The organism is Streptococcus oralis, assembly GCF_003943415.1.
GTDB lineage: Bacteria > Bacillota > Bacilli > Lactobacillales > Streptococcaceae > Streptococcus > Streptococcus oralis_BJ.
Genome location: NZ_RJPK01000003.1, coordinates 24,385 through 47,165, shown reverse-complemented (window position 1 = coordinate 47,165; position 22,781 = coordinate 24,385). Strand labels below are relative to the sequence as shown.

At 39.1% G+C, this 22,781-nt stretch carries 21 protein-coding genes; all 21 read right to left on the bottom strand.

All coding sequences use genetic code 11. The annotated features are described in order from the left end of the window. Window positions 1-387 carry a Mini-ribonuclease 3 gene (locus D8801_RS04865; protein WP_061454305.1) on the bottom strand — a complete coding sequence of 129 codons (387 nt, stop codon included), beginning with the start codon at window positions 385-387 and terminating at the stop codon, window positions 1-3. Beyond that, the gene (gene cysS, locus D8801_RS04860; RefSeq protein WP_125848265.1) at window positions 380-1,723 is read right to left on the bottom strand and encodes a cysteine--tRNA ligase; all 1,344 of its coding nucleotides are present in this window, start codon (window positions 1,721-1,723) and stop codon (window positions 380-382) included. Before cysS ends, D8801_RS04865 begins: the two co-directional genes overlap by 8 nt. Next, window positions 1,716-2,261, bottom strand: a complete 546-nt coding sequence (locus D8801_RS04855) for a dihydrofolate reductase family protein (RefSeq protein ID WP_125848263.1) — start codon at window positions 2,259-2,261, stop codon at window positions 1,716-1,718. The genes cysS and D8801_RS04855 overlap by 8 nt, the downstream gene beginning before the upstream one ends. Before the next feature lie 8 nt (window positions 2,262-2,269). Continuing rightward, entirely contained in the window at window positions 2,270-3,034 is a 765-nt protein-coding gene (locus D8801_RS04850; protein ID WP_125848541.1) for a nucleoside phosphorylase, read from the bottom strand. A 4-nt stretch (window positions 3,035-3,038) separates the two neighbouring features. Continuing rightward, window positions 3,039-3,905 (bottom strand): GNAT family N-acetyltransferase, encoded by an 867-nt coding sequence (locus D8801_RS04845; RefSeq protein WP_125848261.1) that lies wholly within the window; start codon window positions 3,903-3,905, stop codon window positions 3,039-3,041. Between the two features lie 11 nt (window positions 3,906-3,916). Beyond that, window positions 3,917-4,534, bottom strand: a complete 618-nt coding sequence (gene cysE, locus D8801_RS04840) for a serine O-acetyltransferase (RefSeq protein WP_125848259.1) — start codon at window positions 4,532-4,534, stop codon at window positions 3,917-3,919. A 15-nt stretch (window positions 4,535-4,549) separates the two neighbouring features. After that, entirely contained in the window at window positions 4,550-6,763 is a 2,214-nt protein-coding gene (gene pnp / locus D8801_RS04835; protein ID WP_125848257.1) for a polyribonucleotide nucleotidyltransferase, read from the bottom strand. Window positions 6,764-7,129: 366 nt separating this feature from the next. Then, the gene (gene metF, locus D8801_RS04830) at window positions 7,130-7,996 is read right to left on the bottom strand and encodes a methylenetetrahydrofolate reductase [NAD(P)H] (protein ID WP_125848539.1); all 867 of its coding nucleotides are present in this window, start codon (window positions 7,994-7,996) and stop codon (window positions 7,130-7,132) included. A gap of 70 nt (window positions 7,997-8,066) precedes the next feature. Continuing rightward, window positions 8,067-10,316, bottom strand: coding sequence for a 5-methyltetrahydropteroyltriglutamate--homocysteine S-methyltransferase (gene metE, locus D8801_RS04825; RefSeq protein WP_125848255.1), 2,250 nt, complete (start codon window positions 10,314-10,316; stop codon window positions 8,067-8,069). A gap of 352 nt (window positions 10,317-10,668) precedes the next feature. Further along, entirely contained in the window at window positions 10,669-10,962 is a 294-nt protein-coding gene (locus tag D8801_RS04820) for a helix-turn-helix domain-containing protein (protein ID WP_000797742.1), read from the bottom strand. Next, a complete protein-coding gene (locus tag D8801_RS04815; RefSeq protein ID WP_125848254.1) occupies window positions 10,952-11,317 on the bottom strand; it encodes a type II toxin-antitoxin system RelE/ParE family toxin in 366 nt (121 codons plus the stop codon). The genes D8801_RS04820 and D8801_RS04815 overlap by 11 nt, the downstream gene beginning before the upstream one ends. A 156-nt stretch (window positions 11,318-11,473) precedes the next feature. Beyond that, window positions 11,474-11,839: a TIGR02328 family protein gene (locus D8801_RS04810; protein WP_125848252.1), complete on the bottom strand. Its 366-nt coding sequence runs from the start codon at window positions 11,837-11,839 to the stop codon at window positions 11,474-11,476. Further along, window positions 11,823-12,227 carry a YbgA family protein gene (locus D8801_RS04805; protein WP_125848250.1) on the bottom strand — a complete coding sequence of 135 codons (405 nt, stop codon included), beginning with the start codon at window positions 12,225-12,227 and terminating at the stop codon, window positions 11,823-11,825. The genes D8801_RS04810 and D8801_RS04805 overlap by 17 nt, the downstream gene beginning before the upstream one ends. A gap of 103 nt (window positions 12,228-12,330) precedes the next feature. Next, on the bottom strand, window positions 12,331-13,932 hold the full coding sequence (locus D8801_RS04800; RefSeq protein ID WP_125848248.1) for a type I restriction-modification system subunit M: 1,602 nt from the start codon (window positions 13,930-13,932) through the stop codon (window positions 12,331-12,333). Window positions 13,933-13,975: 43 nt separating this feature from the next. Continuing rightward, window positions 13,976-14,731 carry a hypothetical protein gene (locus D8801_RS04795; protein ID WP_125848246.1) on the bottom strand — a complete coding sequence of 252 codons (756 nt, stop codon included), beginning with the start codon at window positions 14,729-14,731 and terminating at the stop codon, window positions 13,976-13,978. An 18-nt stretch (window positions 14,732-14,749) separates the two neighbouring features. Further along, window positions 14,750-16,549, bottom strand: a complete 1,800-nt coding sequence (locus D8801_RS04790) for a P-loop NTPase fold protein (RefSeq protein WP_125848244.1) — start codon at window positions 16,547-16,549, stop codon at window positions 14,750-14,752. 27 nt (window positions 16,550-16,576) lie between these two features. Continuing rightward, window positions 16,577-17,773 carry an HAD family hydrolase gene (locus tag D8801_RS04785; RefSeq protein WP_125848242.1) on the bottom strand — a complete coding sequence of 399 codons (1,197 nt, stop codon included), beginning with the start codon at window positions 17,771-17,773 and terminating at the stop codon, window positions 16,577-16,579. A gap of 16 nt (window positions 17,774-17,789) precedes the next feature. After that, on the bottom strand, window positions 17,790-18,971 hold the full coding sequence (locus D8801_RS04780) for a restriction endonuclease subunit S (protein WP_125848240.1): 1,182 nt from the start codon (window positions 18,969-18,971) through the stop codon (window positions 17,790-17,792). Window positions 18,972-20,231: 1,260 nt separating this feature from the next. After that, a complete protein-coding gene (locus D8801_RS04770; protein ID WP_142999292.1) occupies window positions 20,232-21,197 on the bottom strand; it encodes a hypothetical protein in 966 nt (321 codons plus the stop codon). A 217-nt stretch (window positions 21,198-21,414) separates the two neighbouring features. After that, window positions 21,415-22,176, bottom strand: a complete 762-nt coding sequence (locus D8801_RS09830) for a DUF6261 family protein (RefSeq protein WP_185758499.1) — start codon at window positions 22,174-22,176, stop codon at window positions 21,415-21,417. A gap of 25 nt (window positions 22,177-22,201) precedes the next feature. After that, window positions 22,202-22,417 (bottom strand): hypothetical protein, encoded by a 216-nt coding sequence (locus D8801_RS04760; protein ID WP_125848235.1) that lies wholly within the window; start codon window positions 22,415-22,417, stop codon window positions 22,202-22,204. Window positions 22,418-22,781 lie beyond the last annotated feature (364 nt).

Here is a 22,781-nt window from a genome sequence, read left to right as displayed (position 1 = left end):
CTAGCCCTCCACTTTTTGGATGCACCAAGAAATCAAGGTCTCTAGACGCTCCACATTTTCAGTCAGATGGAGATAGCCCATCACTGCTTCAAAACCTGTAGACATGCGGTAGGTCACCACATCTGCATTTTTAGCCTTTGTGTGGCTATTGGTATTGCGACCACGTTTGTAGATTTCTTCTTCTTTTTCCGTCAGGACTTGCTCCTCCAACATCAGGGAAATCAGGCGAGCCTGAGCCTTGGCTGACACATACTTTGTCGCTTCTTGGTGGAGCTTGTTGGGCTTGGTCATGCCTTTGAGAATGAGATGGCGACGGATATACATGGAATAAACCGCATCTCCTTCAAAAGCTAGCGCAATCCCGTTAATGAGATTGACATCAATCACGAGTCCACCTCACTCCATCCTTGGTGTCAAGGAGCTTAATTCCTTGATCAGCCAATTGGTCACGGATTTGGTCTGCTGTCGCAAAATCACGATTAGCACGCGCTTCTTGGCGCTTTTGGATCAAGGCTTCAATGTCTGCATCCAAAACTTCCTCAACAAAGACAATTCCAAAGACTTCTAACATATCCGCAAGAACTTCCTTAACACTTGCATCATAGTTGCCAGAGTTGATCCATTTGGCCATTTCAAAGACAACTGTGATACCATTTGCGGAGTTGAAATCCTCATCCATAGCGGCAACAAACTTATCTTTAAAAGCCTGTAACTCTTGAGCATCTACAGTCCCAGAAAATGGTTGTTCGTAAGTGTTCTTCAGATATTTGAGATTAGTCTCGGCGTCTCGCACTGCTTTTTGCGTAAAGTTGATAGGCTTACGGTAGTGTTGTGTCGCAAAGAAGAAACGCAACACTTGACCATCGAGGGTTTTGAGGGCATCATGGACGGTGATAAAGTTGCCCAAGGACTTAGACATCTTGACATTGTCAATGTTAACAAAACCATTGTGCATCCAGTAGTTAGCAAAGGTCTTACCTGTTTTGGCTTCTGACTGGGCAATTTCGTTGGTATGGTGAGGAAACTCCAAATCAGCTCCACCACCGTGGATATCAATGGTATCTCCCAAAATCTCTGTCGACATGACTGAACATTCAATATGCCAACCCGGACGACCAGGTCCCCAAGGACTGTCCCAAGAAATCTCGCCTGGTTTTGCAGCTTTCCAAAGGGCAAAGTCTACAGGATTTTCCTTGCGAGCCGTTTCTTCATCGGTACGACCTGAAGCACCCAGCTCCAAATCTTCCAAGGTTTTATTGGCCAACTTAGCATAGTTGTGAGATTTTTCCACGCGGAAGTAAACATCTCCTTGACTCTCGTAGGCAAAGCCTTTTTCAATCAAGTCAGCGACAAAACGAATGATGTCAGCCATAAACTCTACTACACGCGGATGGCGAGTCGCAGGTTTCACGCCTAAGGCTGTCACATCCTCACGAAAGGCAGCGATGTACTTGTCCGCAACCTCCAGAGGCGTGATACCTTCTTCCTTGGCACGGTTGATAATCTTATCGTCTACATCTGTAAAGTTGGAAATATAGGCAACTTCGTAGCCACGGTATTCGAAATAACGACGAATGGTATCAAAAGCCACCGTCGAACGGGCATTCCCAACGTGGATATAGTTGTATACCGTTGGCCCACAGACATACATGCGAACCTTTCCTTCTTCGATTGGGACAAATTCTCGCAAATCACGAGACATGGTGTCGTAAATTTTAATCATGCGGTACACCCCCTTCTCTATTTCTGACTTTTCGGCTGAAAACCAGCTCTGCAAATGGACCAAATTGTCTGAGGCTATCCAGTTGGTAAAAGCGCTGCCCTTCCTCTTGGGTAAAGAGGGGAACCCCCTTTCCTAGGATAAGGGGTGCTATCTGAATAATGAGGTGGTCGAAAAGATCCGCATCCAAGAGCGGTCCTACTAAGGAATTACCACCAATCACAAAGACATTTTTGCCTTTGTCAATCTGCTGAACAAAGTCCACCACATCCCCAGCTACTGGCTGGTAATTGCTGACAGGCAGGTGCCTATCATGCGTAAAGACATAGTTTTCCGTAGCTTGATAAAAACTTTCTACATCTTGCAAATCTTGGATTTCCTCAAAGGTCCGCTTGCCCATGATGGTGATATCCATTTGCCTGTAAAAGTCATCATAGCCTGTATCCTCTACAGAACCAAGCTGATGCAGCCAGTCTATCCTGTGCTGGCTGTCAGCCAAGTAGCCATCCATGGTGATACAGCCGTAAAAATATACTGCCATTCTTGTAGTTACCTTTCTAGTTCCTTTGCTATTTTCAAAGCGATAGTGAAAAAAGTCATGGCATCAGCTGTCCGCTCTTCATGGCGGGCATCCCAGATTCGGTTATGATGATCCACATAGTCAGCTGTGTAGAAGAATTGATAGACCTTGCTCTTGCGAAATTGACTCCAAGCCATGATAGCTGAAGCTTCCATATCCACCACTTGTGCACCAGCAGCCAAGCGACGCTTGACCTTATCTGGCGTTTCTCGATAAAAGGCATCGGTCGTCCAAGACTTAGTGCGGATATGCTCGATGCAAGATTTGTTCAAGGCTCCTTCCATAGTTAAGAGCAAAGTTTCATCATAAGCTATCTCATCACTTGGAGGAGCGTAATGGTAACTTGTACCTTCATCACGTAGAGCTGAACTTGGTAGGATAATCTTATCTGCCTGAATAGACTGATCTAGAACTCCGCAAGAACCCAAAACAATAAAGTTCTTAAATCCTCTTGCTTTGAGTTCTTCTAAGAGTCCAACAACCATCGGGGCTCCAATCGTAGCTATAGCAACTGCTACCTTACTCCCATCTTTTTCATAGATATACCATGGAAGTCTGCCATTTAGATTGGTTAGATAGCCACCTTCATAAACATCTTCAAACTGCTTTACTCGTTCAACGATTTCTCCATTAAAAGATAAAATAATCGTGTCACAGATTTCTCCACCACCTCGAATACTTCGATCAGTTGGTTCGATAACAGCAGGTACATTTTCGAATTCTTCTAATAGCATTTTTCTATTCTTTCTCATTCAGATAAACTACCTGAGTCTGTTTGACAAAGCCAATTTTTTCATACAAGCGCTTGGCACCTACATTACTATCTTCTACTGCAATTTGAAACTCCCTGTCATTTTGCTCAATCAGTTGGTTGACAAGAGATTTTACAAAATAGCTTCCATAGCCTTTTCCACGTTCAAGTTCCAGTATTACTAAACCATAGAGGTAATTAGTATTACTTGATAAATCAACTGTGCAAGTTCCAATGACCTGACCGTTTTTTAATAAAATGTATAGGCGACTTTCTGGATCTTTCAGAGCTTCGGCGACATATCTATCCACAACTTCTCTAGATTCATGTTCCTCTGAAAATACCTGAAATTTCAACTGACTAATTTGATTCTGAAATGAACTATCTGCTAACAAAACTTCCAGATTGGAAACATTTGCTAACGGATAAGGTCTTCTATCCTTACCTAACCAAGTTTCTGTCTCTTCATCCTCGATTAGTCCCCAGTTACTGGCAAAGTCAGGATGATTCTCTAAAAAAATACGTTCTGTCTGAAAAGTGACTGACCGAATGGGGAAAGAAGCCGTTTCTTTCTCAAAACTATTAAACAAAGCACGCGCAATTCCCTGTCGGCGATGTTCTGGATGAACCAGTATCGCTACTTCCACATCTTGGTCATCAGCATAGACAGTTAATAAACCAACAAGTTCACTTTTTTCGTAATAAAGGAAAAAGGCGGGCATGTTTGGGTCAAAATTAAGCATGTTAGAGAGATAGGGTTCACGGTAGGTACCGTCATATTTTTGGCAACAGTTAATTAGGACTTTCGCCTCAGATAACTCCTTTGGGCTTAACTTGTTTCTTGCTATAATCATATAAATATCCGTTACAATCCCGACGATCTGTGGCTGGCTTCTCTAGCATGCTCGAGTTTATTGACGTAGTACTCGCGTTTTTCTTCGACTTCGTGGATCGTTGGTTCATCCTTCTGTCCATGAACTCGGACGATCTTAGCTGGAATACCGACAACTGTCACATCACTTGGTACGTCTGCCACGACTACTGCAGCAGCACCGACCTTGGCATTTTCACCGATTTCTACCGGTCCGATGACTTGGGCATGGGCTGATATGAGAGCTCCTTTACGCACAGTCGGATGGCGTTTCCCAACATCCTTCCCTGTTCCACCAAGTGTTACTCCGTGATAGAGAAGAACGCCTTTTTCAACAATCGCTGTCTCTCCAATCACCAAGCCAGAACCATGGTCGATAAAAACACCTGAGTCAATCTGGGCACCCGGATGAATCTCAATCTGAGTCCAAAAGCGCCAAAACTGACTGTGCATCCGAGCTAGGAGTTTGAAGCCGTGCTTCCAGAGAAAATGCGAGAGACGATGGGCAGCCAAGGCCTTGACACCTGGATAAGTCAGCAAAACTTCCAAACTGTTGCGTGCCGCTGGATCATTTTCTTTTACAATATCAATGGTTTCGCGCCACCATCCCATACATTTCTCCTTTTCTTATTCTGAATCTTTTGGTGTTTCTGTAACTTCTTTCTTAGGTTTGTGGTCCTTGTGATGACGTGGACGGTGAGGTCGCTCAGACTTTTCTCCTTTTTCATCATGCTCAGGTTTTGGCGGACGAGGAAGAAGAACTTTCATAGAGGCATCGATACGGCCTTTTTCATCAATCTTGATAACCTTAACGTCGACTTCATCACCGATAGCTACCAAGTCTTCGACACGGTTGGTACGAGTCCAAGCCATTTCAGAAATGTGCACAAGTGCATCTGTCTTATCAAAGAGGTTGACAAAGGCACCAAATTTCTCGATACGAACAACCTTAGCATGGTAAACTTCATCCACTTTCGCCTCACGAACCAAGCCAGCGATGATTTCTTTGGTACGGTTAATGGCATCTTGGTCGCTAGAATAGATGGACACATTACCTTCTTCGTCGATATCAATCTTAACGCCTGTTTCAGCGATAATCTTGTCAATGGTTTCTCCACCCTTACCGATGACAATCTTGATTTTGTCCACATCAATCTTGATGGTGTCAATTTTTGGAGCAGTTGGAGCCAATTCTGGACGCACTTCTGGGATTGTTTCTTCAATCACATCAAGGATTTCAAAACGGGCTTTCTTAGCTTGAGCAAGAGCCTCAGTCAAGATTTCTGCAGTAATCCCTTGTATCTTGATATCCATTTGAAGGGCTGTAATCCCGTCACGAGTACCGGCAACCTTGAAGTCCATATCTCCAAAGTGGTCTTCCAATCCTTGGATATCTGTCAATACTGTGTAGTTGTTTCCGTCGGAGATGAGACCCATGGCAATACCAGCTACTGGCGCCTTGATTGGCACACCACCAGCCATAAGGGCAAGCGTTCCCGCACAGATAGATGCTTGAGAAGAAGAGCCATTTGATTCCAAAACTTCTGCTACCAAGCGGATTGCGTAAGGGAATTCTTCCAAACTTGGCAAGACTTGAGCAAGGGCACGCTCACCAAGAGCACCGTGACCGATTTCACGACGACCTGGTGCACCATAACGACCTGTTTCCCCTACAGAATATTGAGGGAAGTTATAGTGGTGCATAAAGCGTTTCTTGTACTCTGGATCCAAACCATCGATGATTTGTGTTTCTCCCATCGGAGCCAAGGTCAAAACTGAAAGAGCCTGAGTTTGTCCACGAGTGAAAAGACCAGAACCGTGCACACGAGGAAGGAAGTCAACAACCGCATCCAAAGGACGGATTTCATCGACCTTACGACCGTCAGGACGAACCTTGTCTTCTGTGATCAAACGGCGCACTTCAGCGTGTTCCATTTGTTCCAAAATTTCAGCCACATCACGCATGATACGGTCACATTCTTCGTGGTCTGCATATTTTTCTTCGTAAACTGCGGTTACGTGGTCTTTGACTGCTTGAGTTGCAGCTTCACGAGCCAATTTTTCTTCTACTTGAACCGCTTTTTGGAGGTCGCTGTTGTAGGCTGCGATGATTTCAGCCTGCAAGTCAGCATCCACATGAAGCAGTTCCACTTCTGCTTTTTCTTTACCGACAGCAGCAACGATTTCTTCTTGGAAGGCAATCAATTCTTTAACGGCTTCATGTCCTTTAAGAAGGGCTTCCAACATGATTTCTTCTGACAATTCTTTGGCACCAGACTCTACCATGTTGATGGCGTGCTTGGTACCAGCTACTGTCAATTCAAGAAGAGATTGCTCTGCTTGTTCTTGAGTAGGGTTGATGATGATTTGACCATCGACATAGCCCACTTGTACCCCAGCGATTGGTCCGTCAAATGGAATATCTGAAATAGACAATGCCAAGGATGAACCAAACATAGCTGCCATTGGTGCAGATGCATTTTCATCATAAGAAAGGACGGTGTTAATCACTTGCACTTCATTACGGAAACCTTCCGCAAACATAGGACGGATTGGACGGTCAATCAAACGCGCTGTCAAGGTCGCATCAGTTGAAGGACGTCCTTCACGTTTCATAAAGCCACCAGGAAACTTCCCAGCCGCATACATTTTTTCTTCGTAGTTTACTTGAAGTGGGAAGAAATCCCCAGTTGCCATCTTCTTAGACATAACGGCAGCAGTCAAGACAGTTGACTCACCGTAACGCACGACAACAGAGCCATTTGCTTGCTTAGCAACCTGGCCAGTCTCTACAACCAACTCACGACCCGCAAAAGTCGTTTGAAACACTTGTTTTGTCATTAAAATCCCCTTTGGATTGATGAAATTATACGCCTTGCCTACAAAAATCAGGATACAAAGGGCGTAAAGAATCCCGTATGAAAATAGGAGATTGACGCAGTGTGCGATGCACACTGGGAAATCTATCTTTTTCACTAGGGATTTAGCCCGTGTTCAACTATCTAGATACTTTGAAATATCTAAGAATAATATTCTCTAGCATCTGTCTATTTTTGCTAGATTTAAATTGCTAAAAATCTTTTTATACCCTCATCTTTGTATCAAGTACGTACAGAGTCTATTTTATCATATTTTTCTTAAAAAGTGCGGGCTTTTCTATTAAAAAGGAACCATCCCCCTCGCTTGAGAAGAATGGTTTGCTTTTTATTACCCTAAAGACTGATGATTAAACAAGGCATGGGTTGCTTGGTGGATGTATTTGGCTGTTTCAGCATTGTTCATGGTGTAGAGATGCACTCCAGCAACATCCTGGGTTACCAAGTCCACGATCTGATCCACTGCATAGGCAAGTCCTGCTGCTCTGAGCGACTCAGGGTCATGCTCATACTTGTCTAAAATGGCCTTGAATTTGCGTGGAAGATGGATATTCTCACAAGTCTTCAAGAGACGAAGCGCTTGGTTACGGTTAAGAATGGGCATGATCCCCGCATGAATGGGAACATCAATCCCTGCCAAGGTACACTTGTCTTGGAAATCATAGAAACGCTCATTGTCAAAGAAAAGCTGCGTTACAAGGCTTGAACAGCCTGCATCCACTTTTTTCTTGAGATTTTGAATATCCGAGATTTGGTTTGGAGAGTCAGGGTGCCCCTCTGGGTAGCAAGCACCAACAATATCAAAGTGAGGAGCTTGTTCCTTGATGAACTCGATCAAATCCGTTGCGTAGTGGAAATCCTTTTGCGGTTCCACATCAGGAATGATGTCCCCACGTAGAGCCAAGATTTTTCGCACACCAACCTTGTCCAAGTCCGCAAGTGTCTCTGCAACCTTCTCCTTGGTCAGATAGATAGCTGGCAAGTGGGCAATAGTTGGAATCGCCAAATCATTCTGGATAAAGTCAGCCAAACGAACCGTTGTTTCCTTGATATTAAATTTATTATTGCTGGCGGTCACACTGATAAAGTGCGGTGTCAACTCCCGCATATCCTGCAAGGCTGAAATAATTTTATCATTACCCACAGCTGGATTTGGAGGGAACACTTCAAATGAAAGTGACGGCGTTTGGCGTGACATAGTCATTATCCTTTTCTAGTTTTCTAGTTGATTTCTTACTGATCAACCATGTATTGAGAAATGTCTTTTCTTACAATTTCTCACGCGCAGCCTTAGCTGCTTCGACAAGGCGGATCAAGCTTTCTTTTGTTTCTGGGATACCACGTGTTTTCAAACCACAGTCAGGGTTGATCCAAACTTTCTTGCTTGGTACTTTGGCAAGAATAGCATCAATTGTGTGGTCGATTTCGCCTTCGTTTGGCACACGAGGAGAGTGGATATCGTAAACCCCAGGTCCCACTTCTGTTTGGAAGTTTTTCGCTTTGAGTTCGTCCAAGATTTCAAGGTTTGAACGACTTGCTTCAAAGGAAATAACGTCCGCATCCATATTGTCAATAGCTGGGATGATATCTGTAAATTCTGAGTAACACATGTGAGTGTGGATTTGTGTATCTGGCGCTACTGTAGAGTGTACCAAGCGGAAGGCAGGGATTGCCCAGTCAAGGTAATCTTCGTACCAGTCGCTACGACGGAGTGGCAATTTCTCACGAAGAGCAGCCTCGTCGATTTGAATGATTTTCACACCAGCAGCTTCAAGGTCAAGAACTTCATCCTTGATAGCAAGGGCGATTTGAAGAGTAGAATCCTTGATAGAGATGTCTTCACGCGGGAATGACCAGTTGAGGATGGTAACAGGTCCAGTCAACATACCTTTAACAGGTTTGTCAGTACGGCTTTGTGCGTAGCTAGACCATTTCACAGTGATTGGGTTGAGACGTGTGACGTCACCCCAGATGATTGGTGGTTTCACCCCACGCATACCGTATGATTGTACCCAACCATTCTTAGAGAAGAGGTAACCTGACAAGTTTTGACCGAAGTACTCAACCATGTCGTTACGCTCGAACTCACCATGTACAAGCACGTCAAATCCAACTTCTTCTTGCCATTTGATCCATTCGTCGATAGTTTCAGCAAGGAAGGCATCGTATTCTTCTTGTGACAATTCACCCTTACGGAAGGCCAAACGTTTGGCACGGACTTCCTTAGTTTGAGGGAATGAACCGATAGTCGTTGTTGGAAGAGCTGGAAGTTTGAAGGCTTCTTCTTGGATAGCTTCACGTTCTGCAAAGGCAGGCAAACGAGTGTAGTCAGCGTCTGTCAATCCTGCAATGCGCGCACGAAGTTCTGCATTTTCACCCACACGTTCAGTCGCAAAGAGTTCTTTGTTAGCTGCAAGAGCTTCTGCGCCTTGACCATTGCGGATAGCATCCAAGTCACGAAGTTCTTCCAATTTTTCAACCGCAAAGGCAAAGTGGTTCAAGATAGCTGGTTCAAATTCTTCGTTAGCTGTTGTAAATGGCACATGAAGAAGAGAGCATGAGCTTGTCAAGACAATGTTTTCAGCTGGGATTTGCTCAAGAACAGCCAAGCTCTTTTCGTAGTTGTTGCGCCAGATGTTTTTACCATTGACGATACCTGCATAAAGAGTCTTGTCAGCTGGGAAGCCACCTTTCACAAGTTCAAGAGTTTTCTTACCTTCAACGAAGTCCAAACCAATGGCATCTACTGGCAAGTTCACAAGGTCAGAGTAAACGTCACGAACGTCTCCGAAGTAAGTTTGAAGCAAGACTTCAAGACCTTTTTTATCAGCCAAAAGCTTGTTGTAAAGGTTCAAGAAGAGAGCTTTTTCTTCAGCTGTCAAATCTTTTACAAGAGCAGCTTCATCGAGTTGGATGCGAGTCGCACCAAGTTCAGCCAATTTAGCAAAAACTTCTTGGTAAGCAGCGACAAAGCTGTCCACAAAGTCTTCTGCTTTCACGCCTTCTTCAAAGTCTGACAATTGAAGGAAAGTGAATGGTCCTACAAGGACTGGACGAGTGTTGAGACCAAGTTCTTTTGCTTCTTGGAACTCATCAAAGATCTTGTGACCTGCAAGTTTGACTTGAGTGTCTTTTTCAAATTTAGGTACGATGTAGTGGTAGTTGGTGTTGAACCATTTCTTCATCGGAAGGGCACGAACATCCCCTTTTTCACCTTGGTAACCACGCGCCAAAGCAAAGTAGCGCTCAAGGTCAGACAAGTCCAAGTTTTGAACAGAAGCTGGCACCACGTTGAAGAGGAAAGCAGCATCTAGGAAGTTATCATAGTGAGAAAAGTCATTTGATGGGATTTCAGTGATGCCTTTTTCTTTGACAATGTTCCAGTGTTTAGCACGCAATTCTTTTGCTGCTGCCAGGAGTTCTTCTTCTGAGATTTCTTTTCTAAAGTATTTTTCAGTTGTAAATTTTAATTCGCGGAATTCACCCAAACGAGGGAAACCGATGATCGTAGTTGACATGATGTGTCCTCCAAAATTTGTTGTTGAAACTATCTTAACAGAAAAGAAACTGTCTGTATAATTGTAAATAATTAGGCTTTGATATAGTTTGAAACTATATCACTCTTTTTATCAAAAAAAAAAGACTTGAAACAAATGTCTCAAATCCTTTGTATAGCTTGTTTTATAGCTATATTTTAGTTAGAATGCTAAAATGAGCTATTGACGATTCTTATAAGTGACTATGACTTGTTATTAGAAAAGACTATAGGTTGGTTTTCTTTTGTAATTCTGATATTTCCCTGAAAAAGTGCGGACGGGAGGTAAAATTGTTCTGTGGATGATTTTAGCCAACCAAGTAATCTCATCTCTATCAACTTTTTTCCTGTTCAAGTGGGACGACTGCTAGTGTCTTTCCTAAACTGGCTAAGACTTTTAAGACCGTATCCAACTGAGGACTAGTCTTTCCTGTCTCCATCCTAGCAATCACAGGCTGGCTCACTCCACTAAGTTCTTCTAGCTTTTTCTGGCTGATTCCTTGTTCATGTCTGGCCTCAATCAACTCACTCATGATAGCCACTCGCATATCACTTTCAAGGATTTCCTCCTTGGTAAAGAGTTCTAACCGGACATCCTTCCAGTTACTTCCAATAGCACTATTCTTCATCACTTAACCCTCTTTCTTTTAAGTCCTTCAGTTCACGCTTGGCTTTTTCAATTTCTCTCCTAGGAGTTTTCTGAGTTTTTTTGACAAAATGATGTAAGAGAACAAAACTCCCATCAAGCCATGCTACAAATAAAATCCTATCCTTAAGAGGTCTTAGTTCCCAAATCTCATCTTCCAAATGTTTGATATAGGGTTCACCAGTTCTAGTCCCATGCTGACTAAGCAACTCAATATAGTCGTTTAGTTTGTTCAGTTTAATGCGACTATCCTTACTTTTACGACCGGCCAATTCTCTCATATAATCCAAGACTGGCTCATTTCCATTTTTGTCCTTATAGAAGTAAATCGTGTGCACCAAGTAGCCTCTTTCTAATTCAATTATAACTCAAAAGTTATTAAAAGTAAATTCTAATCCCCATAAAAAGAAGACCTTAGAATCATTTTAAAGGTCTCATCTTTATTATTCGAAAAAATTACGAGAAGAGTTATAGTGTGGAGCTAATCCTGACTCTTACTCCAGCTCAATGCCTTTCTCTCGGAGATTATCTAAACACTCCTCATAGTATCCTGCGTCATGCTCACTGTAGATAGGATTGCCTAGCTTCTCCTCAGGCAAGTCTTCATAAGGAGGGCAGGTTTTGCCACGGTAGTTCTTGTCCAGCCACTCTGGACTGACATTATAGCCACGGTTAGCCATCTCCTCCATAATCAAGCGATGATAGGCATAGAGACGATAGGGCGAGTGGGTAAAGACATAGTCAACCGTCGCATGCTTTCTGCCCCAGCCATTGCCACGCAGGGCGCAACACTCTCGATGTTGCCCCAAGAGTTGCGGACGGGGAAGTTGTGAAATCAAAGCCTCATGCCAAAGTCTCATGGGAGTCTCCTTTCAGTAAAGTCGAATGTTGCAAGTAGGTATTTGGATAGCGATCAAGCAAGTCTCGAGTCTTAGCAATCAAGTCTTCCTTAGAAGCCTGACCAAAGCGGTAGCGGTCCAACAAGAGCATATAGTCTCTGCGCTCGTCATCTGTCGCTTTCTTTTTGAAATAGCCCCAAATATGCTGAAAGGCATTGCAGACCTGACCCATGTGTTCTGGAATCTGGCAGGCACGGTCAATCATCTCTTGAACCTGACTTACCTCCACCTCTTCATTCTTCAAGTATTGGCGAATCTCATTGTAAATATTGCTGGAATGGGTCAAAACGAGGTATTTATTTCTAGCCCAGAGTTGCTGACACTGGGATTTTGGGTTAGTTTGTTCCATGTTTCTCCTTGCTTTTTATCAGTTTCCAGGAAATATGGAAACAAAGTTGTATCTAAAAAATGAGCGAATTATGAGCGGAATATGAGCGAATCAATTGGCTCCATCACCCTTTAAAATCCACCAAAAACTGTTGGAGTTCAGCATCGGCTTCTGGTGTGGTTCCGTGGAGTTGACCGAGCATTTCAAGTAATGAAGCTGTTTGGCTTTCGATGGCTTTATTTGTCTCGTTAATCTTGCTGACGATATCTGTCAGTGGTTCAACTTCTTCTTCCTCAAAGGTATCTACGTAGCGAGGGATATTGAGATTATAGTCATTTTCGACGATTTCTTCATAGCTCGCCAGGTGGGCAAACTTATCAATCTCCTCACGTGACTTGTAGGCTTCCAGAATCTTCTTGATATGAACATCCGTCATGATATTCTGATTTTTCCCCTTATCAAACTCCTTAGAGGCATCGATAAAGTAGACATCACGATTGGTACGGTTCTTTTTGAGAATGATGACCGTAGTCGGAATGCTGGTATTAAAGAAGATATTGGCTGGTAGACCGATAACCGTATCAATGGCTCCTTCTTCTAACAAGGACTTACGAATGGTTCCCTCCGCATTGCCACGGAATAGAACACCGTGGGGAAGGACGATAGCCATGACTCCATTATCCTGCTTGAGGTGGTAATATCCATGCAAGAGAAAGGCAAAGTCCGCCTTAGACTGAGGCGCGAGTTTCCCAAAAGGAGAGAAACGAGGATCATTCAGGAAGCCAGAGCTTGCTGACCACTTGGCTGAGTATGGAGGGTTCATGAGAACACCGTCAAAGTTGGTCGGCTCTTGAGTCGGCCAGTCTTCGTCTAGTGTATCAGCATTGTGGAGAAATTGATTCTCAACTGGAACACCGTGTAGGATCATGTTCATCCGAGCTAGGTTATAGGTAGAGGTATTGAGTTCCTGACCAAAGTAGACCACTGTCTGTGGTTTGTGAGAGTACTTCTTGGCATTGAGCAAGAGAGAGCCAGAGCCCATGGTCGCATCATAGATGGTAAAGCCTAACTGGTCCTCACGACCCAAAAAGGCAATCTGAGTCATAAGTTTGGCAACAGGCTGAGGTGTATAGAACTCACCAGCTTTCTTACCAGAGTCGGTCGCAAACTGACCGATCAGATACTCATAGGCATCCCCCAGCATATCGCCTGCATGACCAGCCACATCCAGCACAGCCAACTCCTTCATGACTGCTGCTACCGTTTGGTTTTGCTTTTGCGGAGTGGCCCCTAACTTTTTAGAGTAAAGGTCGATATCTTCAAAGAGGTTTTCATAGAGGTCATCGCTTTGCTCGATATCACGAAAACCTTGAGCTAGATCTTCCAGCTGGAAAGTCCCGTCATTGACCCTTGCTACTAGAGCGGTAAAAGTTAGGTCTGGCTCGATACTATAGTTGAGCTCGTCGCTCATAACTAATAACAGGTCCTCATGGGTATCCGCATCCTCGTAGTAATTGCGATAGATCTCAAGGGCAGCCTCAAGACTATCTGTCCCTTCTCCCATGGTCTCCGCCACGAAAAAGAGCATCTTGTCAGACAGGTACTTGTAAAAGACCATTCCCAAGAGATAGGACTTGTAGTCATTAGCATCCATCTTGGAGCGGAGAACATCCGCTGAGTTCCACAGGGCTTGGTATAGCGACTGGGAAGTTTGTGTTGTTTCCATAGTGTTTCTTTCTAAGTTTTGCAATTTATTTTTAAACAAGCATTCATTTATAACAAATCACTTCATTTTCAATCGTTCGAATCAAATCTAAAGGAATAGAAGAGACTGGAAGTTGATAAACGATATTTTTTCGAGGATTATAAAATCCAAGATTTTCGATAGAAAGGAAATCAGGGTCAAAGGAATGTAAGCCCATGATATAGTATACAAGGACTTGTAGTGTATGATCTTTATTAGGAGCTGTTTTAGTCACCTTAAAATCCCATAATGTATCCTTGGTAAGAAAATCTCCATCACCCTTATCAATCGTTTCTGTATAACCTCCAAGAAAATGAAAGCCATCCTTTACCAAAGGACCATAGAGGTCGAAAAAGCAAAGACTTCGTTCTACCATGATACGAATATTCTCTATCGTTTCGGCATCCACTGAAATTTCCTCAAAAGGCTTATAATACTGTTTCCCCGCACGAAAAACGACATCAAAAGAAACCAAACGACAAGCACTTTCTATCGATAAATCGTCCAATCCTGTCACCAAATCGAGTAGTGCTTCTGCTAGGTCTCCCATGTTAACCCTATGAGCTCCCTTGAGAGAAATTCTGAAAGAATCACGGGCTTCTGCCCCTTTCATAAAGCGAGTCAAGTAATCCACACAAATCCCCACTAAAGTAGGAGATACAGACTCTACTGGATGCAGAACTCTATGGTCTTCGAACTGCTCTACCGAAAATAACTTGATGGGCAGATAACCACCTCGAGGTTGATTAATTTCTTTGATACGTTGTGTTACAGATACCATGAATCCTCCTTTTATCTTTTAATCTTCAAATTTGAATCCTTCTTTTTCAAGTTTGTTTAATCTTTCCTTAATACTCCCTTTTAAGAAAATAATATCTTCTTCGTCAACATAAGTGTCAAAATCTTTTACAAAAATATATTCTTTATTTTTAGAATCATACCCCCGTTTATTTTTATCTTTATTACTTAAAAATCCAAATTCTAGCCAAAAACGGAGAAATTCTTCTGTATTCAGTTTATTTATAGTATCCCATAGATCTTCGGTCCATATATTGAAGAAATCTATTTCATCTCTACGATACAAGTAAATTAATAATGTTACATATTTCCTTCTATACGATAAATACTCCTCATCATAAGGACCTAATTCTTCCTCAAGAACTCTCAAATCTTGATACCTAAAAATTTTATGTTTCAATATAAAATAATATACTTCACTTGTGTCAGGGTCATCTATCATATCCTGTAGTAAATTCTGAAAAAACGAAAAAATATTCCCTATCATTTCGTTATTCACTTCTGTAGTTCCAATCTTATAATCAGGTATTTCCTTCTCAATCCTCTTTTGAATTATAAAATCCATTAAATCGTTATTATTATCTCGTGTAGACAGTTCCAATGATTGAAGAAATAATAATTCTTGTTGATTTTCAGGCAAAATTTCAAAATTTCCAATAACAAAATGAAAAAAATCACTTTTAGGCTTTGCTATTAGTAATTCCTTTGAAAGTTGTTGATTACTATCAATAATTAGACTCAGCTCATCCACTGTTCTATTAGATGGAGTTTCATTTATAAAATATGCTTCATTGTTATTAACGTAACAACTAGGGTAAAAATCATTTTTTTCAGTTAATTTTTTATAAAGTGATTCGATAAACGGCCTAATCTTATCGTTTAGTAGAGTTTGTTCCTTCCCACTCTTTAATCCTTCATATATTGTCGGATAGTAAAGATAAAAAAATATAACAATCAGTTGTTGCTCAATTTGGACGTATTCCTTTTTATTACGTTTAATTAATTCTAAATTCACAAAATCATTGAATCGCTCTCTATCTCTCAGATTCTTAGTATCCAAAATAAATATACTCTTTACCTCGCCAGAAAGTTTTATTTTAAATTTCTTTTCCAGTTGTTCTATATAATCAGACCAAATTTTGTTAGGATGTAAATCATATGGAAGTTCAATTCGTCGATCTATTATTTTTGAAAGATAATTATTATCATTTCTATGTAGAAGTTCTATATCTCCAACAAATATAATTGGAAGTTTCCCATTTAACAAACTAAAAAGTTTGTAACTAGCTTCTTGTTGAATATTAGTCATTCTATCAAAGTCATCAACAACTAGAACTTTTCTTTTGAATGAAAAACATTTTCGAGTCAATAACCAGCTATAAATTCCATCTGATTTTATTTTCAAAAATTGATGAATTGCTACTATTAAAGCAATCACTCCTGCGGACAAAACAACCCAATTAGGTACATAAGCACTTAGCCCCAAATCAACTACATTAGTCATTAGGATTGATAATGCAATGCATAGGATTACAATTAATCTTAATCCCCAATATACACATGGATGTAGTTTTGCAAAAACTGTCTCTAGAGTTGATCGACTGTCATTTAATCTCCAAAAATCAATGGTTACTAGTTTAATTTGTTTTATATCATCAACTTCATTAAGAAAAGTAGACTTACCTGATCCCCAAGTACCATTAAGAAAATACGTCTTATTCTCGTTTAATAAATTTACAAAATTTTGCGCCGCAGTTGAGGTTTCAATTTTATCTAGTTCTATAAAATTATTCTCCGTCATAACTCACCTAAATATTCTCATCTTCAATTATGATTCAAATTTTTGTTGAATATTTTCAACTGTGTCTCTAATTAACTCATCAGTATTGCTACCGAGTTGTTCAATTAGATACTGGTAAAACTTTTTAATATCTGGATCATTTAAAATATGCCATACCTGTGTATTTTCCAGTGCAATCTCTAAGAGATCTTCCAATTCTTCATGTTTCCAACTAATGTATTTTGATAATTTCTCAACAATAGCATGAGTATTTTTGAAACTACCACTACTTTCTAATGAGTTGATTAAATCTAATTTCTCTTGCTCTTCTTTTGGTTTAGCTTGTTCAATAGCTTCTTTTTGATTATTGTACTTTTTCTCATACAGTTTTTCATTGTATACAGTTTTATCAATAATCAATTTCACGAGTTCGTCAAGTTCACTACCCTCTGAGTAGTCTGCAGGAGCAAAATAAGAAATACGATTATCTCTCATCATTTTATAGACTTTATTCTTTGCCTTCAGTTCATCTTTTTCATCTGGATTAAAAACACCGACAGAATATCCACCTTGAGAATTTACCAATTTCATACAAGGAATATCTGTATCGCTATCACCTAGATAAATCATATTTCGGAATGGAACTCTGATTTCGTCAGGTGCGAAAGAATCATTAACCGCTTCATCATTAACATCCAGAACACCCTTTGAGATACGAAAAAGAAACTGTGTCTTATTAGTATAATTCACTACTTGAGCAGGCCAGACAGCAACTCCATCATCATCAAAATAGAAAGAAGTTGCGTACAGTTCTTTAAACTCTTTTGCAATTGTAGTTCCCTCTATCATCTCTTTTAAACCCGAAGATATAATGTAATGCTCGACAATGATTCCTTTATCAGATCCGTAGTCTCTTATGCGTTTAAACCAATCCTCTACTCCTGGAAAAAGTGCAACCTGAGATCCATACTCAGCTAACTTTTCTTTTGTAAAAACAATCTGACCACGTGCTTTTTTCTTCATGGTATACATATAAGCAAGGTTTTTATCCATATTATTTGCTGTAGCACGACCATTTGACTCCCTCCAGAAATCACCAATCATATCGCTGCCTTCTGGTTGTACTGTTTGGATATATCCTTGAGCCTGCATATCATCTGGAGAAAGTGTTTTATCAAAATCATAACAAAGCGCAATAACAGGTCTATCTGTTTTCTTTTCACGGTTAAAAGTTGTATCTGACATAATTCGCTCCTTTCAGTTAAATAAACATATCCTGCAAGAGTTTCTTTTTAAGTGTTTCTAGCTGAGAAATTTTTTCTTGATGAGAGTTAATGAGGTTATCGAGATTTGAGAAGTAAGAGCCAATGGCTTGTTGTTCAGGAAGTGATGGAAATTTTGAAACAACTTTTTCAATGGTTTTCTTTGATAAACTTGGTACACCAGTAGATTCATCAAACTTTTTCCAACGAACTTTTTGAAAAATTAAGAAAAGATAATATAAATCATAGCCTACTTTACATGTCACATAAAATAAAGTATCTACAGTCCAAAAAGGTGCTGATAATAAATATGGTTTATCTATAGTTCCTTTTCTTCCAATACCTATAGCATCCTCATCAGATAATTTATCATTTACAGAAAGCATGTAACCACCAGTGCCATATACAGGAATGTCCCCATCCTTTAAATGTTTATAATCTCTACCAGAATTAATATTACACCCCTCTGACAAATTCTTCCTTTCCCACTCACCTTCAAATCCATCTAAACGAATCTCAGGAACGGTCTGTCCAGCTTTGGGAAACATCTTGGAAAGCATGGTCGCCTTGAGAGCTTGGTAGTTGGTAAGATTGTCCTTGTAGCTAGCCAGAAGGTCGTCGAGAGTGCGGAAAAGGGAACCGATGGCAGATTGTTCGTCAACTGTAGGGAAGTCCATCTTAAAGTTTTTCATCTCTGAAGCTAAAATATGCTTAATAGTATTACCTGTAGAAATTAAATCAAGTTCTTTCCTCTTATCGTTAGATTGAAATTGATAATTTAAAAAATGCGGATTTACTTCTTTTTTATAATCAGTAAACACTATCAAAGCATGAGCAGCGGTGTTATTTAATTCTTCTGGAATAACAGCTGTGTGACCTACATGACCAGATTGTACCATTACAATATCATTTGTTTTCAACCACTTATCTCTTTGTTTTTCATAAAATTCATCATTTATGAAAATCTGAGAAATATAATTAATTTTGCCATTTTTGACATTATTAGATTCTAGATAAAACTTACCTTTCTCAACATAATAAGGTGTTGCAGTTCCGACAAAAGCATTTCTTATAGTTCCGAAAATATTTTTTAATTTTTCTACATCCCATCCATCTTCATAATTTTGAAACCTAATTTGTGGTATATTCTTTTTTCTGTTCAATGGTTGCTCCTCAATCATCTTCAATTTTTCCCTTTTTTNAATTTAATAATTACAAATAAAAGTAAAAAAGATAGTGTTAAAACTCCAGAATAACAGATAAAACTTCTATTAAAAGTAAATAATTTTAAAAACAGTATAGCGACAATCCATAGCATGAACAAAATATATCTAAAATCAAGACAAGGTGATTTTATTTTTTCTTCAAAATCCCCATCATCAAACATTAAACTGTTTGTATAGAATAATTTTAATTTTATATATTCATCTTGATTTTTCCGCATTTCTAAAATGTAAATAATTAATATAATGGCAAGAGCAAAAATTAACATAATTAACAGTAACTCTGTTTTTTGACTATCTGACATTAATAATTTATAGAAGATGTCATTCCCTGAATAATTCTTAATTTTGTCAAAAATAAGTAGCGCTAAAGCAGAAAACCAACCTATTAATTTAAGATGTAATGATTGGTAGATGTCATTTTCTCGTTCTACAATTTTTAAAAAATCATCTTTTAATAGAGCAACTTGGTTAAAGTATCTATCTACATTAGAATTAATTATTCTTTGAAAAATACTTTTTACTGAATTTAACAAGCTATTTTCTATAGTAAATGACTTATTTTTTAATAGAACCGATCTTACAATACTCAGTTTTTGTATATAGTTATCGCCATCGTCAATAATCCAAGAATATAATTCTTCTAAATATTCAAGTTGTTTATCTGGAATGCTAGCTTCAAAACAATAATCATCTGTAATCTTATTATTATCTATAACTAGTTTAAATTTGAATAGATCATTTTCGTAGTTAGTAAAATTACTAAATAATAACATCAGACAAATATATTTTGACTTTCTTACTTTGGGGATTTGACTAATAGAATCAAAAATTGATATCGGAATATTATATAGGAGCTTATTGTCAGCATTTATATTAATATTGTTGTTCCTCAACATTTTCTCAATTTTTATTATTTCATCAGATAAATTTTTCTTTTCTTCAATCCAAGCATTTTTACTATTCTTTTTAATAATTCTAACATCTTTTGAGAAGTCTTTTTTTTGAAAATATCTGATATTACTTTGAAATAATACTTGATGATCAATATAATCTTCTAGATTAAATATTACTGATTGTAACCCCAAAGTCTGAACAGTATAAATATTTCTATCCGAATCATTCTTTACAATCCCAAAAGCTTTTAAATTTTGTATTAGTATACTATTGCTGGGTGTATTTTCTATTTCATAAGAAAGTTTATTCCAATTTGGCATGTTATTCACCTAGTTTTTGTCTAATTTCTTCAAGACATTCTCGATCAACTACTAGTCTAATCTCATCATTTACCAGTGAAACTCCCCCATCCAAAATAAGTTTCTCGAAATTATCTGTCTTAATTACAGTTTCTTTAGAGATTCTAATCTCACTTTTAAAATGGTCCTTTAGTACTTTTTCATCAATTTCAAAACTGTAATCCAACTCACTAGATTTATCGGAGTAAAATTGCAATTCAAAATTTTCTTCATGAGTAGAAATATCTGTTAAACCAAGATCATTTAAATAGTCAATAAGTCCACTCTTCTCAAATATATTGCTATTAAATATATATTTTTTTGACTCTCTAATAATATCATCGATATTTTCAAGATTTAATATTCCTTCAGAGAAGAGTTCCTTAGACTCAATTAATTCTAACAAATCATGGGTATTAATTTTTTTGTTTCTTATTTCTTGTAATCCTAAAAAGCCATCCAACCAATAATTTGCTACTTTTCGACTCTTATCTATAATTGCTATGCTTTTTAGTTCTGTAGAAAAAATACAAACCTTGTAATAACTTTTATCTGTACCTAGTTGTCCTTCGACCTCAAATGTTTCTTTATTTGCTACAGAAGTTTTCTCTAACTTTAATAATATTAATTCCTTTTCTGTTTCACGAACAAAAAGATATCCATCTCTTACATTTGATTTTCTTTTACCACTACTTTCACTACATTCTGCAAGTAACAATTTTTGAGCAAAGGATCCGATTTCAAAATTTTCTCTATCTTCACTATATTCATTTAAAATACTACTTTCATCTTTAAATTCCGCAGAGATAGTGCTATGCGATCTGCTATCTCCTTCTCCAACAATCTTATTAAAAATCTTTGCTATATTAAAAATTTTTTCTGGATTATCTGACAAGTTAATCTCAGTTATAGAATCAGTTATATCATATACAGCTATAGTCTTCTTCATAATTTCCACTCTCTGTCTCTATTTTTTATTNTCCAAATGGATTAACACTCTATTTTAAACATTTTAAATTGCTTTAATCAACATTAACAATATAGTCAAAACAAGATTTAAAAAAGATCTTTTTACATTGTATTCATCCATTATCTCATAATAAAATTATACCACGAATCCACCAAAAAACGCCTTTAGATAATAATATATCTAAAGACGTTTATTTTTATCCTGCTACTTGTTCTGCTTCTTCTACTTTTACCTTCTTATCCTTCTTACTTGAACCAGTCAATCGTCGCTTGCTATCTCGGATGCTATTGAGGTCCTTGAGGAGTTTGGTCAGGTGTTCCTTTTCAGGATAGGCTTCTGCACTAGCTGCGGTGTAGCGCATAAAGAGGTCGTAGATGCTGGTTAGTTCGGTACGGACTTGTCTGGTCTTGCCGACTTCCTTGGCAGACTTATGCGCACGCGCTTGATTTTCTACCTTGTCATAGTCTTCCTGCGCACTGATCACCGCCTGTAGCATAGGTGTCAGTCCTAGACTAGTAACTGCTGTCTGGTAGGGTTCTTCGCTTAGCGTTTTGAGTAGACTCTTGATTTCTGCAGTTTCCACATCATTGCTGTGCTTGGTGATGTCCTTGTACTTGGCAAAGACTGGTTTCAAGGTCTCATGGGCTTCTTTGAGTTTGGTCTCCTTGATCTTAGCAAATCCTCGATGAAGGGTAAAGAGACCGACTAGGGCGCTGTCACGATTTCGATCGACTTCGGTCAGGTTCGTCGCCTCTTTCTTTTCTACGATAGCTAGTTGAGCTTGGAAGTCTGCTAATTTGCTCTTGAAGGAATCAAGGTGCTTACTATACATAGGCTCGTCCTTATGTGCCTTGGCAAAAACTTCTAGTAGTTGACCCGTGTCTACCATGAGACTTTCAAACTCACGGTTGGTAAAGTTGGTATAGCTTAGCGGACGGATGGTGAATGTTTTTGTCATGATGATAACCTTTCTATTTAACAAATCATTTAGTTTTTTCTTTATCAAACCAAGACTGGATTAGTTCTGGAAGATAGACCTGTTTTTGATCTGTTTTTACAATGCTTCCTTGTCTATCAGGTTGAATCAAGGGTCTATCCTTTCCTACATAGACTTGAAGCAATACACAGACCAAAAATAGGAGTCCCCACAGAGGAAGGTCCGATAGGATACTCTCCTCATTTTCTTTATCTTTCTTCATCAGATTTCTCCTTTAAGTTGATAAGACAATTCTAACAAATAGCAAAGAACTTATGAAACTCATCCGCTCAACTGTCTACTTTATCATCCCAACAGCACTTTTTTTGGCTATTTTTTACTTTTACAGGAGAATCTAGTCATTTCAAAAACAAAAATCCCTATCTGACTAGACACACATCCCGTCTGTCAGATAGAGACTCTTACTATTTTCAAATTTTAACTTTTCTAGTTTTAGAATACATCTAAACTTTAGGAAATACGACTATTCGAAAGCTCGAAGACCTTAAAACTTTCTCAGATAGATCATTCGAAGCTTAGAATACTCATAAATTTATGTATTTCTTATCATTCTAAGTTTAGAATAC